This window comes from Rossellomorea sp. DA94 (assembly GCF_029834455.1).
Lineage (GTDB): Bacteria > Bacillota > Bacilli > Bacillales > Bacillaceae_B > Rossellomorea > Rossellomorea vietnamensis.
The window spans coordinates 1,150,793-1,167,876 of sequence record NZ_CP122397.1; the positions used below are offsets into that span (position 1 = coordinate 1,150,793).

The following is a 17,084-nucleotide window of genomic DNA, read 5'->3' on the forward strand; positions in this document are numbered from 1 at the left end:
ATCAATATGAATTACAGAGTGATTAAAGAAAACAACTTATTTCTTCTTACAGATGAACAGGGAGATATCACTTCAGAGCATAGTTACGGACTGGGCTTATACAAGAATGATACCAGGTATTTAAGCAAGTTAAATGTGAAAATCAATCATCAAAAACCGATTCTACTACATTCGGATGGGTCCGAAAACTATATGTCTACGATTCTATCGACAAATCCCCATCAGGAAGAGGAGGGCAACCTCATTCTTTGGCGAGAATCCGTCGAGATCGAACGTAAGCGCTTTATTTATGATGATGTGTTATATGAAACGATCAAAACTAAAAACTATTTCCCAAAGCCGGTCTCGTTTGAGTTGAGTATAGAAGTCGATGTGGACTTTAACGATATGTTTATCGTACGCGGCTTCCAAACGGGAAAGGTAGGAAAAAGAACGGGACAGAAAGTGGAAGATCAATCCCTCATCTTCCAATATGAAGGAGCAGACGGTCTCAACCGCGCGACCAACATCCACTGGGATGCAGAGGCGAAAAATGTGAATGAAACTGGAGAGGTCACATTTCAGATGGAGCTTCAGCATGAGGAAGAGCGATCTATTACATTGATGATCGTGCCCCTGGAAAATGGAAAAATGAGAGATGACTTATTACCTGTCGAAGAGGCTCTTCAAAGATTAAGAGTTTCATATAAAGAATGGTCCGCTGGGTTAACTAGGGTAGAAACCGATTACCAACCGCTTCAGCGTCTGGTGGATAGAGGGTTATCCGATCTTAGAGTATTATTGAATGACACTGGATATGGAAAGTTCCCTGTAGCGGGTCTGCCTTGGTTCGGGGTACCATTTGGCCGCGATAGTCTTATTGCGGCACTGCAAATGATTGCCTTCCAACCACAGGTTGCAAAAGGCACCCTGTTCACGATGGCGAGCGAACAAGGAACGAAGGTGGATCCCTGGAGAGACGAACAACCAGGGAAGATCATGCATGAAATTCGCTACGGAGAGCTTGCGAATACGAATCAGATCCCATTCACGCCTTATTACGGGACGATTGATGCCACACCGTTATTCCTCGTCCTTCTAACGGAGTATGTGAAATGGACAGGGGATGTCGGCACATTCCGAAAGCTCTCAGACAACGTAAAGAGCGCTTTGAAGTGGATCGATCAATATGGAGATCGTGATGGAGATCTTTTCCTTGAGTATCACCAGGAATCTTCCAAAGGAATTGCCAATCAGGGCTGGAAGGATTCCGGGGATTCCATCGTCCACCGAAACGGGGACTACGCGGATACGCCGATCGCGTTGGTAGAGGTCCAAGGCTATGTGTACCAGGCAAAACGGGGATTGGCGGCCATTTATGAAGCTCTTGAGGACCATGATACAGCGTCCAGATTAAAGGCAGAAGCGAAAAACCTCCAAGAGCGATTTGAACAGGAGTTTTGGATAGATGACCTTGAATTCTACGCCATTGCTCTTGATCGAAAGAAAGAAAAGGTAGGTACGATTACATCGAATCCAGGTCATGTGTTGTTTTCCGAGATAATGACAGGTGATCGCGCTGAAAAAGTCAGTCAAACATTAACAGGTGACAGCATGTTCTCCGGTTACGGAATCCGTACGATGGGGAAAGGGGAAGCTGGCTATAACCCGATGAGCTACCATGATGGAAGTGTCTGGCCTCATGATAATAGTATGACTTTGCTCGGATTAAGCAAGCTGGGATTAACGGCTGAAGCCAAGAAGGTCATGAGTGGGCTGATTGAGGCGTCCCATCATTTCGAATACGACCGACTTCCCGAATTATTCTGTGGATACGAGTCAACGATCGGAAAGGCAGTAAAGTATCCTGTCGCATGTTCTCCGCAAGCATGGGCAGCGGGGACACCTCTTGTGTTTGTTCAATCTTTATTGGGGCTTTTCCCGAACAGCCTTCAAAAAGAGATTCATTTACATCCGATTTTACTCAATGAGATGAATACCTTAACGGTTCAAAATATAGCGATTGGTGAGGGAGTGCTTTCTCTCTCCGTGGTGCGAAATGGGGACAAAGTAGAGACCACGATTATGGAAAACTCAACCGGCTATGACATTGTTAAAGAAAAACAAACAGTTTAGGTACACCTGGGAATAAGCTTCCTATTTTTCATAAATCAATAAAGGGGTTGGAAGAAATGGTGAAAATGAAGTGGATGGCGAGTTTAGGAATGACGACGATGTTAGTGGGATCAGTGCTTGCGGGCTGCAGCGGTTCGGATGAGAAAGCAAGTTCCGACGGCGGGGAAAATGGTGAAAAGGTCGAAATCACCTTAGCCGGCTGGGGAGGGAATCCTTCAGAGCAAAAGCTCCTGAAGCAGACCCTTGCTGACTTTGAAGAGAAGCATCCAAATATCGATGTGAAGCACGAAGTCATTTCTGAGCAGTACATGGATGTCTTGAAAACAAGACTAATCGGTGGCGAAGGACCTGATGTCTTTTATCTCGATGCCCTGGAAGCACCTGCCCTGATTGATACCGGGGTCGTGGAACCACTGGATGATTATGTGACGGAAGACTTTGATGTGAAAGATTTCGAAAAGCCGATGCTTGAAGCATTTCAAGTCGATGGAAAAACGTATGGATTTCCGAAAGATTACTCGACTTTAGCACTCTTTTATAATAAGAAGATGTTTGAAGAGGCAGGTGTCGAAGTTCCGAAAACATGGGAAAAACTTCGTGAAGTTTCAAAAGCACTTACGAAAGATGGCGTCTATGGATTTGGTGTCGCACCTGAACTTGCCCGTCTTTACCACATCGCACAGGCAACGGGTGGGGAAGTCGTGAAGGATGATCAAGCGAACTTTGCTTCTGATAAAGTGGTGAATGCCCTTCAGCCAATCATCGATCAGCATAACAAAGATAAAACCTCTGCACAGGCTTCAGAAGTGGGAGCGAACTGGGGTGGAGAAATGTTCGGACAACAAAAAGCGGCCATGGTCATCGAAGGAAACTGGGCGATTCCATTTTTAGCCGATACATTCCCGGATGTAGAATATGGCACGGCTGAGTTACCGACCATTGATGGCAAAAAAGGAACAATGGCTTACACGGTGGGATATGTGATGAATGCCGCCTCTGAAAAGAAGGAAGCTTCATGGGAATTGATTTCTTATCTGACAGGTAAAGAAGGAATGGAAACTTGGACTTCCAAAGGTTTTGCCCTTCCGACACGTAAGTCAGTTGCTGAAAAATTGGGGTATGACAAAGATGAATTACGGGGTGCCCTCGTAGCAGGAGCACCATATGCAACAGTTTGGGCAGAAGGAAAGAATCTGCCGATCATCATGAATAACTTTAACAACCAGTTCATCGCAGCCTTCCTCGGAGACCGCCCATTGGATGAAGCTCTGAAAGAAGCACAGGAACAGGCGAATAGCGAAATTCAATAATCTTTCTAAAGGTACCTGGCACTCATGATCGTGTCAGGTACAACTTTACCATTGACTGTATTCTTTCTTCTTAGGTCTTGTCTTGTAGACCTTGGCGGAAAGAATACAGGTAATAGGTGCAGGTTAAAGAGACAGATAGAAAGTAGGGATAAGAATGAACAAACCATCTTCCAAAAAGAGATTAAAAGATGCAGGACAAGGATACTTATTTATGTCACCGACACTGCTGGTATTAGCGGTGTTTATCATTGGACCGATTCTATATGCCATTTTTTTATCCTTTCATAAAGTTCAACTCCTTGGTGATATGAGTTTCGATTTTGTGGCTTTCGACAATTTTACCAGGATCATGGAAGACAACCGGGCCATCATTGCCTTGAAAAACACAGCCAAATATGTGCTGATCGTAGTCCCGACACAAACCTTCCTCGCCTTGGTATTAGCTGCCACGTTAAATGCAGGTTTAAAGGGTGAGAAGCTGTTCCGGATCGTCTACTTTTTGCCGACGTTAACGTCTTCAGCCGTATTGACCCTGATCTTTATGTGGATGTACAACAAAGAAGGGTTGATCAATAACGTGTTAGATAAAGTCGGTTTGCCCACCTACAATTTTCTGGGGGATCCCGATATCGCCTTGAATGCCATCATGCTGATGAATATTTGGGCGACGGCTCCGTTTTTCATGGTGATTTATCTCGCTGCCCTTCAGGATATTCCCGACTCGTTATACGAAGCCGCTGAACTGGACGGAGCGAGTGCCATTCAGAAGTTCTTCTATGTGACGGTTCCGTTCCTCAGACCGGTTACATCCTTCGTCGTAATCATGGGAGTCATCGGCACGTTCCAGTTGTTTGATCAATCGTATATCTTCTCAGGGGGATCCGGGGGACCAAATAACTCGACGTTGACGGTGGTGCTCTTAATCTATCAATATGCGTTTAAATCATTGGGTTCCATGGGATATGCGGCGGCACTCGCCTTTGCACTGGCTCTCATCATCTTGGTGGCCACCTTGATACAACGTAAATTCTCTAAAGAAGAATCACTCTATTAATGGGGGGACTAAAGCATGAATTCAAAGAAAAAGACGTTCAGTAAACGTCTCCTGTACATCGTTTTGATCGGCTATGCCATCACGACCCTGATCCCATTTCTATGGGCACTGTCTTCTTCATTTAAAACGCTGGAAGAAATCATTAGCGGGACCATGAATTTCATACCAAGAAATTTCACTTTAGATAATTATAAACAAATCTTCATCAAACAAGAGCTGTTTCCAAGATGGCTGTTCAACAGTCTGTTCATTGCTGTAGTCGGTACCGGTTTGAATATCATTTTTAATTCCATGTCGGGGTATGCCTTGGCACGATTGAGTTTTCCTGGGAAAAAGGCATTGTTCATCATAATCCTGGCTGTCCTGATGATCCCTGCACAGGTCACCATGATCCCGAACTACTTAATTTTAAAGGAAATCGGATGGCTTAACTCGTATCAAGGGATGATTGTACCGGCCATGATCAATGCGACCTTCATCTTCATGATGAGACAATTCTTCATCAATTTCCCGAAGGAACTGGAAGAGGCTGCCCAAATCGATGGTCTCAGCCGCTTCGGTATCTTCTTTAAAGTGGTATTGCCATTGGCAAAACCGGCCCTGGCTGCTCAGGCAATCTTTGTCTTTATGGGCTTTTGGAATAACTTTATGACTCCATTGATCGTCATGACCGATACAGAAATGTATACCTTGCCGTTAGGGTTGAACACCTTCAAAGGCCAGTATGTCAGCTATTGGAATTACATTATGGCAGCATCGATGGTGTTTACACTTCCTGTTCTGTTGTTGTATGCATTCTTTAATCGGTACTTTATTAAGGGGATTTCGTTTACAGGGGGGAAATGATAGGAGAGGGAGCTTCCAATGGGAAACTCCCTTTTTTAAGTTTGCCAAACACTCACAAAGTATGTTAGAAATGTCCAAATCTATCACCAAAAAAAAAGCGAACCCAATAAGGATTCGCTTCTCTTACATCATGCCCCTGCCCAAACATCCTTCGCGTATCGACCATCCTCTTCCAATGATCTCAGCCATTTATCGGCTTCTTCTTTCGATGTTTGATAGAGACGCATATAGCTTTCTACTAATGTCTTTTCAACATCCGGAGCCATCTTGCTTCCGTCCCCACAGATGTATAGTCGTCCGCCTTCTTTCAATAATGGCAGGATTTCCTCTGCATTTTCTGCAAGTCGGTGCTGGACGTATGCTTTTTCTTGACCCGGGCATCTTGAGAATGCGGTGTGAAGTGTGACGATTCCTTCTTGATCCGCCTTCTCCAATTCGTTCTGGTACAGGTAATCGTGCTCAGGATTTCGGCAACCAAAGTAGAGATGTGCTTCGCCGAGTAATTTTCCTTGTTCCTTCAGAATGCTCCGTGCCTGGATGAATCCTCTGAATGGAGCGATTCCCGTTCCTGATCCGATCATGACAATCGGGGTTTCCGCATCCTCTGGCAGCTGGAAGTTCGATTGCGGTGTAGAGATAAAGCAGGCGACTTTGTCCCCTTGGGATCGCTCTGCAAGATAGTTGGATGCGATTCCTTTGTATACACCATGCCCGCTCCAGGCCTCTCCACGGACGACGCTGACGGTGATGGTTGCTTCTCCGTTTTTGTATAAAGGTGAGCTTGAAATCGAATAGTAGCGTGCCTTCAATGATGGAAGAAGTGCAAGGAAACTTTCAAACGGTATTTCACATGCCATGTACTTTTCCACCAGGTCGAGCATCGTTATACGTTTCCGTAATACGACCTCTTTATACGTCTCATCCTTCAGTAGTTCCTCGAGTTCCACAACGTGAGGAGGGCAGACGGTATGAGCGGCCAGGGTCCTGATTTGAGAACGGGTAGCGGGTTCTTGGAACTCTACATAATTGGCCAGTAACTCATAAAGTTTTACAGGCTTTTCTGTAGGGAGGTGCGCGGCTTTACCGGAATCCCCCGTTAATGTAACGAAATCCTGCCCGTTCAGGTTGAATCGACTGAGCACTCGCTCGACAAGAGACGACGGATTTTGCGGAAGAACCCCGATATGGTCCCCTTCCTGATAGGTAACACCTTCAGGCAGCGTGAGGCTGATATGTCTCGTACTCCTGCCGCTTTCTGCGTGGTGTAACTCTGTATTCTCATTTACCACTGCGGTAAAGGCATGGTGTGTGCGTGCCAGCGGTGTGTCGCTCACATCACTGACATAATTTATGGTAATCGAGCTATTAGATCCATCGTTCTGATGCAGTTCGATGTTCAATTCGTCAGCCAGATTCGGCCAAAGGGAGTCTGCCCATTTTTCATAATCCCCTTCAAAGTCATCGCTTGCATCACCGTGCCCGATTTCTGCGATGCGGTGTCCGCCTTTTTCAAAAAGCTGTTCATCTATGAAGTTAGGGATCCTCTGATACGTAGTCGCCCAGTTATGGTCACCACATCCGAACACTGCGTAATGAACCCCTTCAAAGTCATCAGGCCGACTTTCTTTCAGCATGGAAATGAATTGACCTGCGTTGTCAGGAGGGTTTCCGTTGTAGGAAGCAGAAACCATGATGACCGCTCCTTCTGTTGGGAGTCCATCACTGTACTCATCCAATGTAGCGATCTCTGTCCGGAATCCTTGTTGACGGCCTGTTTCCCCCAGATCCCGGGCAATTCCTTCCGCCGTTCCCATGTTTGAGCCATAGAGGACGAGCAAAGGCGTCCCGTGGGATGATTCTAACGGGACAGATGCAGCCGCTTTTTCCGGTTTTGCTTCTTCGGAGGAAGCGATTGAGAATGCCATGGCAGGTTTACGGGGGGAAACCCGCATCGTCAATCCATCAGGCTTGAGAGTCAGCGTCTCTTTGACATCCAGTTGATAGTCTTGATGATCGATCAGGTCAAAATGCTGCAAGACCATACCGAGCACCAGTGTCGCTTCATGAAGGGCGAACTGCTGTCCGATGCAGGCTCGCTGTCCATTTCCAAACGGTTTATACGCGTGATAGGGAATGGAAGAGGGGTCCTCGAATCGTTCAGGAATGAAGGCTTCCACGTCATCTCCCCATACGGATGAATCCCGATGTAATTCAGGGATGACGAGTGTGAACACATCATCTTTTTTGACATCATATTGTCCGCCAAGTGTTGTGTCTTCTTTGGCATATACAGAAAATGCAGGGGCGGTTGGCCACAGTCTCAGCGTTTCATTCAAGACCATGCGGACATACTTCAACTGTTTCACTTGCTTATAGTCAGGAATAGAATCTCCCACCACGCGATCGACTTCCTCCTGAGCCTTTTTCAATTTTTCCCGGTTGTTCATCAGGTAGTAAAGGGCGAAGGAGAGGAGTCCACTCGTGGTTTCATGACCTGCAATCAAGAAGGTAATGATTTGAAAGCGGATGTTTTCGTCACTGAGTGCCTCGCCTGTTTCGGGATCTGTTCCTTTCAACATATAGGAGAGGAGATCTTCTTCCCCTTGATCCCCGTTTTCCTTCCGTTCGGCAATCAAGTCGTCGACAAGGGAGAACATGTACTCGATGTCTTCCCTGAACTGTTTCTTCGATTTAATCATCAGTTTATCTTGAAGACCGAGGCGCTGTGATTGATTCATCGCTTCATCCAGAGCCCTAACCATACTATCGACAAAAGGATGGGAGGTTTCCCGGTAGAAGCTGTTAAAACGGTAATTGAAACCACAGAGACCGATGGTATCCAGGGTCAGACGGGTCATATCCTCGGGGACGTCGATTTCATCTGCAGGGTTAAGACGTGCCCATTTTTGGATGAGCTGGGTGGCGAGATCCACCATCTTTGAGTGGTATCCTTTCATGGCCTGCTGGCTGAAACTTGGCAACAGGATATTATGCGCCTTCTTCCAATTCATCTCTGTCGTTTCACTGGTGAAAAGTCCGTCTCCACCGAAGGCTCTCACTTTTTGCAGGGCAGGTCCGACTTTTTTATCAAAACGGGTTTCGTCGCATATTTCTTTTGCAAGGGACGCACTGGAAACAAAGGTGCTCATTCTGCCGGGAAACTGGAACTGATAGATGGGTCCCAGCTCCCTGGAAAGCTTCATAAATGATTGAAGGGGCTTTTCTTTATCGATTACGGGCAAATTCCCGAGTGGTCCATACGTTTTCGGTTGTGGGTATTGAGATTGTTGTGTCATGGTTCCTTCACCTCGTATTAAAGTTTGGTTGTTGCGGAATGAACGTTCATTCCGCTTGGGATATGAGAAACGAATCGCTTCTCACATATGTAATCGTACAGCGTCCCACATACTTTCCTCTACATCAGTAAGCATAGAGGTATCAGGCTCCAATTCCCCGATCCGGACAAGTCGCTGAAGTTCGAGAAAGGCACCATAAAGGATGGCGATCAAAGCCGTGGAAGGCAGATTCTTGATGATCTTCTTCTCTTTTCCAGAATCGAAGAAGCATTTAAATAGATTCAACAGTTCTTCGAAGCATGTGTGACTTTCCTCGTTGAGAAAGTGGGCGCTGCTGTGTGTCTTGATGAAGTAGAGCGCCTGGCTCTGTTCTTTTGTAAATTGAATCATCGATTGGAAAATATGATGAAATTGATTCCGTATCGACTTCTCATACGGGAAATCATTTTCCACTGTTTCAGTAAAAATTTTCACATATTCTTGAAAGATCGTATTCCCAAGGACTTCTTTATTTTCAAAATAGCGATAGATCGTTCCTGCTCCCACGCCTGCGGACGATGCAATCATGGGAATCGTCGTGGCGTCATAACCCCGTTCTGCAAATAGAGCCAGTGAACTCGCTACAATGCTGTCCCGCTTATTTAATGCCATTGACATACCAACTCAGCCTTTCATAACGGTAATGCGGAATGAATGTTCATTCCAGTATAGTGTATACCCATGTGAAAGTGTTCTCAATCACACGAAATACCCATTATTTGTGAAGGTTTTGTTAAGACGGGGGTATGGCCCTTTTTTTCTTTTCTATTATAATTGCCGGTCCAACTCTATCATTTTTTCATAGAATAACCTTGTAAGAGAGCTCACTTACTAGAGTTATAAAAAGAAAGGGGGGATTTTAGATGTCTTTAGGACTTGTCACCTTTCTGATTGCCGTATTATTACTTGTTGCTTGGTTGTTGGTATCGATCTTGGCTCCAAACAGCAATCTGGTATCTGTGTTGAAAAACGCCGTTTGCAGTACTTTGGGATGTTAATCTAAGTTCTTTTAATAGGGACGGACCTCCAAATGCCTTTCATTCGAAGATGAAACAGGCCCTGTGGAGGTCCGTCCCTCTCTATGTTTACTATTTCACATAAGGGGAAAATACTATCCATGAGATATTTCAAGGAGGTATTACTTTATGAGAAGGCTAGAAGATAAGGTCGCGGTGATTACAGGAGCTGCCACTGGGATCGGGGCAGCGACTGCCAAAGTGTTCGCCCGTGAAGGTGCGACGGTGGTTTGTGCAGATATTAATGAAAAGGAAATGAATAAGACAGTCGATGGGATCAGAAGCGATGGTGGAAAGGCAGAAGCATTCCATCTCGATGTTTCCAGTGAGGAAAGTGTCACGTCGCTTGCTGAAAAGATAAAGGAGAAATTTGGTGTGATCGATGTCCTCTTTAACAACGCCGGGGTCGATGAACAGGGTGGTAAGGTGCATGAATATCCTGTGGAACTATTTGATCGGATCATCGCAGTCGATTTGCGAGGGACTTTTTTATGCAGCAAGTATCTAATCCCACTTATGCTTGAAAATGGCGGATCCATTATCAATACGGCGTCCATGTCCGGCCATGCGGCAGATCTGGACCGGTCTGGCTACAATGCGGCAAAGGGTGGAATCATCAACTTTACGAAAGCCATGGCAATTGATTATGCGAGACATGGCATCCGAGTGAATTCCCTCTCACCCGGAACAATCGAGACCCCACTGATTGACGATCTCGTCGGGAGCAAACAGGAAAAGATGGGTGAGGAATTCAGGGAGGCCAATAAGTGGATCACACCGATGGGCCGTTTGGGAAGACCGGAAGAAATGGCGACGGTGGCCCTGTTCCTCGCATCGGACGACAGCTCCTACGTGACAGGTGAAGACATCACAGCAGACGGAGGCATCATGGCTTACACTTGGCCGGGTAAAATGTTGATCGAGGAAGAAGAGTGGAAAAAGGGTACAGAATAATATGAGGGACGGACCTCCAATCTTACGGCAGCCTTTGCATCAAAGGTTGTATGTGGGGGGGGGGTCTTTTTTTGTTTGAATAACGGAAGAAAATTTATAAAATTCAGAGGATAATAGTTGTTAAATGGAGGTCTAACTAGTAGGATAGTCTTACAAATATATGAGTTGGAAGCAAAGATCATTCACTGGTGAAATGGGCGCTGTTTGTGAATAGGAGCGAGTGGCGCAACCGGCCAGCACATTGCCAAGCGGAGAGCCTCCATAAAACGACTACTATCTCTTTGGTACATATTTGTTTTGTCTCTACTAATTTTTTTGAGAAAGAGGAAGTGTTGCGAAGTGCTGAAAACCAAATCAAGAAATAGTACTCAAGTATTTAAGGAGTCTGCTATACTTGCAGCCATTGAAGAATCGCTTGCTATGATAGAATTCGATGGGAACGGAAATGTGCTCTGGGTGAATGGGAATTTTGCAAGGACGATGGAATATGATATAGAAGAAATGATTGGGATGCACCATCAGACATTTTGTACAACGGAGTTTGCCGGCAGTCTGGATTATAAGAAGTTGTGGCGGGATTTAAGGAATGGGAAAAGCTTTCAGGAGAAAATTCAGCGGGTCACGAAGACCGGGAAACTTCTTTGGTTGGAGGCTACATATACACCGGTATATAGTGAAGAAGGAAAACTTGAAGGTGTTGTAAAAATCGCGACGGATATTACAGAGCGGGAAACAACAATTGGAAAGGTCGCTTCTGAATTACAGAAGATGTCTGAAGAGCTAAGTGAAAAAGCTGAGCAGGGGATAACAAGAAGTGAAGAAGCGGCTATTGCCACCGGGAAACTGGTCGAGGACTCAAATGAAAATATGAAAACCTTGGAGTCTCTTACTCTGCAGGCACATTCGATCGGGAATATTGTCAAGACGATCAGGGAGATTGCGACTCAAACCAATCTTCTTGCACTGAATGCCGCCATTGAAGCGGCACGTGCCGGAGAACATGGAAGAGGATTCAATGTGGTAGCAGGTGAAGTGAGAAAGCTTGCCACAAGGGTCCAGGATTCCATTCAGGAAGTGAACGCCCATGTGGAAGGAATCACAGGCGAAATCAAAAAAATCAATGAAGGAACAATCCGGTCACAATCAGGCATTTCAAACAACCAGGGCCTCAACGAACACGCCGTCCTGGCCTTCAAAGAAATCGGCCGTGCAGCCCGACGCCTCGACCTACAGGCGCGGGACTTCAAAGATATCCTGTAAGCTTGAGGGACGGACCTCCAATTTTCCCCCGATCCGGTTGTGAATTCATCGGAAAAGGTGAAGGATTGGGGGTTCTTTTCTTTAGTGGGGTAACGTGGTGAGGGACGGACCTCAAAATATCCATTGGAGGATCCATAATTAATGGTTTTGGAGGTCCGTCCCTCAAACCATATCTTCCCATCCATCACGGGGTGTGGTAGAATGGGGGTAACTTATGAGAAATGGAGGTTTTCCTTTTGATTTTGATCAGACTACGCATCCGCAATTTGAACGCTTAATTGAATAAGTTCAAAGGCTCTGCCTGTGTGCAGGGTAAATGGGATTGGTCTGACTATTTTTAAAGGAATTCTTCATTTAACGTGAAATGAAGGTGAAGGGAGTGCGCATGGTACTCTCTTAAAAATAGAATTGAATACGTACCGAGAGGCGCTATAGTGTGTTTTTTTATTGAAAAACATGCAGGGGGAAAATGCGGTCTTCTTCTTGCGCCATTGGTATATTCAAATCCATTTACAAAAAGCACAGGCGGAGGCCTGTGCTTTTTTTCTGCACCATATGACCAAAATAAACAAACAGGAAGTGACTATGTAATGGAAGAAAGATTAAAAGCGATCGCCATAGGCGTTAATACCAAGGATAAAAACAATGACTTTGAGTATTCGATGTTAGAGTTGAAAGGATTGGCCGATGCCAGGCAAATCGATGTCGTGGGGGAACTGACTCAGAACCTGCCCCGGCCGAATCATGTGCATTATATCGGAAAAGGGAAGATTGACGAACTGCTGCCGCTCATAGAAGAGTGGGAAGCGGATGTTCTAATTACAAACGATGAACTTGCTCCTTCTCAGATCCGGGTCCTCGAAGAAAAGCTTGATGTCCGGGTGATGGACAGAACGATGCTGATTCTCGATATCTTTGCAGAACGGGCGAAAACCCGTGAAGCTCAGTTGCAAGTCGAGGTGGCACAGCTGCAATACATGCTTCCCCGTCTGGTTGGACGCAGGGAATCACTCGGCCGTCAAGGTGGCGGGTCGGGACTTGCCAACCGTGGAGCCGGTGAAACGAAGCTAGAGCTTGACCGCCGCCGGATCGAAGAAAAAATAACGGCCTTGAATAAAGAACTGGATTCACTGGTCGACCTGAGAACCACGCAGCGGAAACAGCGGAAAAAGAGTGAAATCCCCGTCGTCTCCCTGGTCGGGTACACGAATGCGGGTAAATCGACGACCATGAATGCATTTGTCGAAACCTTCCATCCGAATGAGAACAAACAGGTATTCGAGAAGGATATGTTATTTGCGACCCTGGAAACATCGGTCAGAAACATCACCTTACCTGACAAAAAGGAATTTCTTCTGACAGATACGGTCGGGTTCGTAAACAAACTCCCCCATCAGCTGGTCAAGGCATTCCGTTCCACCCTTGAAGAGGTGGTGGAAGCGGATCTCATCGTTCATGTGGTAGATTATTCAGATCCTCATTACGAGAAATTGATGAAGGTGACGGACCAAACCCTTGATGAACTTGGGACCGGTGACATTCCGATCATTTATGCATTCAACAAGGCTGAATTGGTTGATGAGGAAGTGCCGAGAGTAGAGAAGGACCGCATCTATTTTTCCGCGAAAAATCGAATCGGGATCGATGAACTCCTTCAAGTCGTAAAAAGCTATATTTTTAAAGACTATAAACGGTGTCAGATGTTGATTCCGTTTGATAAGGGGCAATTGATATCGTATTTTAATGAGAATGCCACTGTGTTAGAAACGGAATATGAAGAAAATGGAACGAAGCTGACCCTGGAATGCAAGACGAGTGATGCTGAGAGATTTAAAGAATATATCATCTGAGAGATATGAACCTTCACCACCTGTGGTGTGAGGGTTCTTTTTTTGAGGGGAGATGGACATACTCCAATATCTGGGCTTCTGCATACAGTAAGCTTTAGGAGGGATGCAGTATGTTTTTTCAACGACGCTATCCGGTTTATCCAACAGCGTATGAGTGTTACCCGTTTGGAGCAGAAGTGAGAAACGATTATGAAGATATGTTCTTACCACATACTTATCCGCAATACATTCCACAGTATGATTACTATCCGCAGAATCACCCTTATCAGGGATATATCCAAGAGCCTGTCTACACCACGGATCCATTTGACTCCCGGGCCAATTGGAGGGAATGGGAGGATCTTGGTGCACCGCCGCGTGGGATGAAGGGTTCACCTGCCGTTGCATCCTGGCAGGCCAACCGGCTGGATACGTTTGTCAGAAGTGAAAACGACAGAATGTATCATAAATGGTGGGACGGTTCCCGCTGGAGTGAGTGGGAGGACCTCGGAGCTCCAAGGCGGGGGTTGAAGAGTTCGCCTGCTGCCGTATCGTGGGGCAGAAACAGAATTGACACCTTTGTAAGGGGGAACCGGGATACGCTCTTTCATAAATGGTGGGACGGTTCTCGCTGGAGTGAGTGGGAAGACCTTGGAGGACCGCCGCGTGGGTTCAAGGGAGATCCGGCAGTGTCATCATGGTCAGCCAATCGGCTCGATGTGTTCGTCCAAGGATACGACAATAATCTTTGGCATAAATGGTGGGACGGACGGAACTGGAGTCAATGGGAGAACCTTGGCGCTCCAAGGGGCGGCCTGAGGGATTCACCAGGTGCAGTATCCTGGGGACCAAATCGGATCGATTGCTTTATACGTGGAAACAATGATCGGATGTGGCATAAGTGGTGGAACGGTTCTAGATGGAGTAATTGGGAGGATCTCGGATCGCCGCCTCGTGGATTCGAAGGGGCTCCGGCAGCATCTTCATGGGCAACCAATCGAATCGACACCTTCGTCCGTGGAGACAACAACACTATGTGGCACAAATGGTGGAACGGTTCCCGTTGGAGCAACTGGGAGGATCTTGGTGCACCGCGTGGAGGCGTACGTTCATCACCGGGAGTCGTTTCCTGGGGACCAAACCGGGTGGACGCCTTTGCCAGAGGAAGAAATGACCATATGTGGCATAAGTGGTATGCATAAGGAATGGAACCATCCCTGTGTGAAGAGGGATGGTTTTTTTATGTCTGGAAATCCAGACTATGTTATGATTTGGTAAAACAAGGAAAGGTGTGGTTGACCATGGTAGAAGAGATTCTAGATATCAGACTAGCGAAAAAGGAAGATTTTGAAGAAGTGTTGGAGTTATTGGTGAATGCAGCAGACTGGTTGCTTACAAAAGGAACAAAGCAGTGGGATTATTACTTGTCTGATCTTGAAGGAAACAAAGAAGAAGTCATCGCTTCCATTGAAAATGAATCAACCTATATCCTAGAACACGATGGGAAAGCGATCGCCACCCTGACACTCGAATCGGCACCGAATGAATGGGATATGGATATTTGGGGAGAGGAAGCAGGGGATGATGTTGCATACTTGCATAGATTGGCGGTTCACAGAGATTTTGCGGGAAAAGGGATTGGGACAAGCCTTTTGGATTGGGCTGAAAATGCTATGAGAACGTCCGGTAAAAAAAGCATCCGCTTCGATTGCATCGCAGACAATGAGGGGCTGAACCGCTATTACCAAAAACGGTATCCGTTAAAGGAAGTCATCAATATCCATGGCCGTCACTGTAAATATGAGGTTCCCCTAATGAAAAACCCTGTGTGATAGCGTCTCACACAGGGTTTTTAGTTTAACTGGCTTTTCTTTTAGGCTGAGCTTCCATCATCGGCATGTATTCGTTAAAATAATGATTTGTCTCCGAAACGATGACTTTATAGAGTAATAGTAAGGCAATCAGATTCGGAATCATCATCAAGGCATTGGACATGTCGGCAAAGGCCCAAACCAGGTCTAGATTCGCGACTGCACCAAGTCCGGTGGCAAAAATGTAAATAAGCCTGTAGGAATTGGCAAATCGATAATTCGTGATATATTCGAAGCATTTCTCTCCGTACATATACCATCCGACAATCGTGGAGAATCCAAAGAAGATGACGGAGAAGGATACAATATACTCTCCGACTACACCAAGAGCATGTCCAAACGCGGCGCTCGTCAATGCCCCTCCATCAAGGCTTGGTGCGTGCTCGACACCTGATATCGCTCCGCCTGTCGGATCCCAGAAACCTGTGATCAAGAGAACGAGACCGGTCATCGTACACACGACAATCGTGACGATGAATGTTCCTGTCATGGCGACAAGAGCCTGCTTGACCGGATGATCCGTTTTCGCATTACCGGCAATCAGTGCTGCCGTACCAAGACCTGCTTCGTTTGAGAAGATTCCTCTTGATACCCCGCTGCGAATCGCTTCTGAAATAATGATCCCTGTAAATCCACCAGCAGCTGCCACAGGATTGAAAGCGTAGAAGAAGATCATTTTAAACGCTGGAATGATCATGTCATAATTTAAGGCGATAATCAGAAGGGAACCTCCGATGTACAGGAACGCCATGACCGGAACAAAGAAGGAAGCGACGGTACTGATCCGCTGAATCCCTCCAAAGATGATTAATCCTGTGAGGACGGCGAGAATGATACCCGTTGTCAGATTGTTAATGTGAAAGCTTGTGTCCATGACGTCAGCAATCGTATTCGACTGTACGCTGTTCCCGATTCCGAGAGCGGCGAAAGCACCGAACAACGCGAATGCGACGGCCAGCCACTTCCACTTGCTGCCAAGGCCTTTTTCTACGTAATACATAGGACCGCCTGAGTATTCCCCATTTTTATTTTTCACACGGTATTTCATGGCAAGCAGGGCTTCTGCGTATTTCGTTGCCATCCCAAGGAGGCCGACGATCCACATCCAGAAGATCGCCCCGGGTCCCCCAATGGTGAGCGCCGTTGCCACTCCGGCAATGTTCCCGTTTCCGATCGTTGCGGATAAAGCCGTCATTAGCGTTTTAAAGTTACTGATATCCCCTTCAGATTGATCAGAGGATGCAGAAGGTTTTTCCTTCGTAAAAGCCAGTTTAAAAGCATACATCAGTTTGCGGAACTGAAGGCCTTTCAGCATAAAGGTCAGGAAAAGACCTGTCCCGAATAATAGCACTAAACTTGGTGTCCCCCATAAGAATGAATTAATCTTGTCTAGCACATCTAACATAGAATCCTCCTTGTCATCTCATGTTGTAAACGTTTTCTTTGTGAGTTTCCATCTACTATTTATATAGTATTCCGAACAATCTGTCCATA

13 protein-coding genes are annotated in these 17,084 nt (G+C 46.1%); 10 read left to right on the forward strand and 3 right to left on the reverse strand.

What is annotated here, in order from left to right:
* The first annotated feature begins 6 nt into the window (after positions 1 to 6).
* The 4 genes from P8596_RS06120 to P8596_RS06135 all read left to right on the forward strand — a co-directional run bounded on the left by P8596_RS06120 (position 7) and on the right by P8596_RS06135 (position 5,325).
* Complete coding sequence (locus P8596_RS06120) at positions 7 to 2,115, forward strand: amylo-alpha-1,6-glucosidase (RefSeq protein ID WP_279726337.1); 2,109 nt, start codon at positions 7 to 9, stop codon at positions 2,113 to 2,115.
* A 56-nt stretch (positions 2,116 to 2,171) separates the two neighbouring features.
* Positions 2,172 to 3,425, forward strand: a complete 1,254-nt coding sequence (locus tag P8596_RS06125) for an ABC transporter substrate-binding protein (RefSeq protein ID WP_279726338.1) — start codon at positions 2,172 to 2,174, stop codon at positions 3,423 to 3,425.
* 154 nt (positions 3,426 to 3,579) lie between these two features.
* Complete coding sequence (locus P8596_RS06130; protein ID WP_279726339.1) at positions 3,580 to 4,479, forward strand: carbohydrate ABC transporter permease; 900 nt, start codon at positions 3,580 to 3,582, stop codon at positions 4,477 to 4,479.
* Between the two features lie 15 nt (positions 4,480 to 4,494).
* Positions 4,495 to 5,325 carry a carbohydrate ABC transporter permease gene (locus tag P8596_RS06135; protein WP_224520773.1) on the forward strand — a complete coding sequence of 277 codons (831 nt, stop codon included), beginning with the start codon at positions 4,495 to 4,497 and terminating at the stop codon, positions 5,323 to 5,325.
* Between the two features lie 128 nt (positions 5,326 to 5,453).
* Here P8596_RS06135 and P8596_RS06140 read toward each other — a convergent pair whose 3' ends face one another.
* Both P8596_RS06140 and P8596_RS06145 read right to left on the reverse strand, forming a co-directional pair.
* Positions 5,454 to 8,621 (reverse strand): bifunctional cytochrome P450/NADPH--P450 reductase, encoded by a 3,168-nt coding sequence (locus tag P8596_RS06140; RefSeq protein ID WP_279726340.1) that lies wholly within the window; start codon positions 8,619 to 8,621, stop codon positions 5,454 to 5,456.
* 81 nt (positions 8,622 to 8,702) lie between these two features.
* On the reverse strand, positions 8,703 to 9,272 hold the full coding sequence (locus tag P8596_RS06145; protein WP_279726341.1) for a TetR/AcrR family transcriptional regulator: 570 nt from the start codon (positions 9,270 to 9,272) through the stop codon (positions 8,703 to 8,705).
* 251 nt (positions 9,273 to 9,523) lie between these two features.
* Between P8596_RS06145 and P8596_RS06150 the strand changes: the two genes are divergently transcribed.
* The 6 genes from P8596_RS06150 (at position 9,524) to P8596_RS06175 (ending at position 15,551) form a co-directional block, all read left to right on the forward strand.
* On the forward strand, positions 9,524 to 9,658 hold the full coding sequence (locus tag P8596_RS06150; RefSeq protein ID WP_256504009.1) for a hypothetical protein: 135 nt from the start codon (positions 9,524 to 9,526) through the stop codon (positions 9,656 to 9,658).
* Between the two features lie 147 nt (positions 9,659 to 9,805).
* Complete coding sequence (locus P8596_RS06155; protein ID WP_224520770.1) at positions 9,806 to 10,630, forward strand: SDR family oxidoreductase; 825 nt, start codon at positions 9,806 to 9,808, stop codon at positions 10,628 to 10,630.
* A 339-nt stretch (positions 10,631 to 10,969) separates the two neighbouring features.
* Positions 10,970 to 11,890 carry a methyl-accepting chemotaxis protein gene (locus tag P8596_RS06160; protein ID WP_279726343.1) on the forward strand — a complete coding sequence of 307 codons (921 nt, stop codon included), beginning with the start codon at positions 10,970 to 10,972 and terminating at the stop codon, positions 11,888 to 11,890.
* A gap of 590 nt (positions 11,891 to 12,480) precedes the next feature.
* Entirely contained in the window at positions 12,481 to 13,740 is a 1,260-nt protein-coding gene (hflX, locus tag P8596_RS06165) for a GTPase HflX (protein ID WP_224520769.1), read from the forward strand.
* 110 nt (positions 13,741 to 13,850) lie between these two features.
* On the forward strand, positions 13,851 to 14,921 hold the full coding sequence (locus P8596_RS06170; RefSeq protein ID WP_279726345.1) for a PLL family lectin: 1,071 nt from the start codon (positions 13,851 to 13,853) through the stop codon (positions 14,919 to 14,921).
* A 99-nt stretch (positions 14,922 to 15,020) separates the two neighbouring features.
* Positions 15,021 to 15,551, forward strand: coding sequence for a GNAT family N-acetyltransferase (locus P8596_RS06175; protein WP_279726346.1), 531 nt, complete (start codon positions 15,021 to 15,023; stop codon positions 15,549 to 15,551).
* Positions 15,552 to 15,576: 25 nt separating this feature from the next.
* On the opposite strand, the gene P8596_RS06180 is transcribed toward P8596_RS06175, so the two are convergent.
* Complete coding sequence (locus tag P8596_RS06180) at positions 15,577 to 16,995, reverse strand: alanine/glycine:cation symporter family protein (RefSeq protein ID WP_224520766.1); 1,419 nt, start codon at positions 16,993 to 16,995, stop codon at positions 15,577 to 15,579.
* Positions 16,996 to 17,084 lie beyond the last annotated feature (89 nt).

What these genes read in the sequence shown, in the direction of transcription:
- P8596_RS06120 (WP_279726337.1), top strand. Translation starts at nt 7, where the DNA reads ATGAATTACAGAGTGATTAAAGAAAACAACTTATTTCTTCTTACAGAT.
- P8596_RS06125 (WP_279726338.1), top strand. Translation starts at nt 2,172, where the DNA reads ATGGTGAAAATGAAGTGGATGGCGAGTTTAGGAATGACGACGATGTTA.
- P8596_RS06130 (WP_279726339.1), top strand. Translation starts at nt 3,580, where the DNA reads ATGAACAAACCATCTTCCAAAAAGAGATTAAAAGATGCAGGACAAGGA.
- P8596_RS06135 (WP_224520773.1), top strand. Translation starts at nt 4,495, where the DNA reads ATGAATTCAAAGAAAAAGACGTTCAGTAAACGTCTCCTGTACATCGTT.
- P8596_RS06140 (WP_279726340.1), bottom strand. Translation starts at nt 8,621, where the DNA reads ATGACACAACAATCTCAATACCCACAACCGAAAACGTATGGACCACTC.
- P8596_RS06145 (WP_279726341.1), bottom strand. Translation starts at nt 9,272, where the DNA reads ATGGCATTAAATAAGCGGGACAGCATTGTAGCGAGTTCACTGGCTCTA.
- P8596_RS06150 (WP_256504009.1), top strand. Translation starts at nt 9,524, where the DNA reads ATGTCTTTAGGACTTGTCACCTTTCTGATTGCCGTATTATTACTTGTT.
- P8596_RS06155 (WP_224520770.1), top strand. Translation starts at nt 9,806, where the DNA reads ATGAGAAGGCTAGAAGATAAGGTCGCGGTGATTACAGGAGCTGCCACT.
- hflX (WP_224520769.1), top strand. Translation starts at nt 12,481, where the DNA reads ATGGAAGAAAGATTAAAAGCGATCGCCATAGGCGTTAATACCAAGGAT.
- P8596_RS06170 (WP_279726345.1), top strand. Translation starts at nt 13,851, where the DNA reads ATGTTTTTTCAACGACGCTATCCGGTTTATCCAACAGCGTATGAGTGT.
- P8596_RS06175 (WP_279726346.1), top strand. Translation starts at nt 15,021, where the DNA reads ATGGTAGAAGAGATTCTAGATATCAGACTAGCGAAAAAGGAAGATTTT.
- P8596_RS06180 (WP_224520766.1), bottom strand. Translation starts at nt 16,995, where the DNA reads ATGTTAGATGTGCTAGACAAGATTAATTCATTCTTATGGGGGACACCA.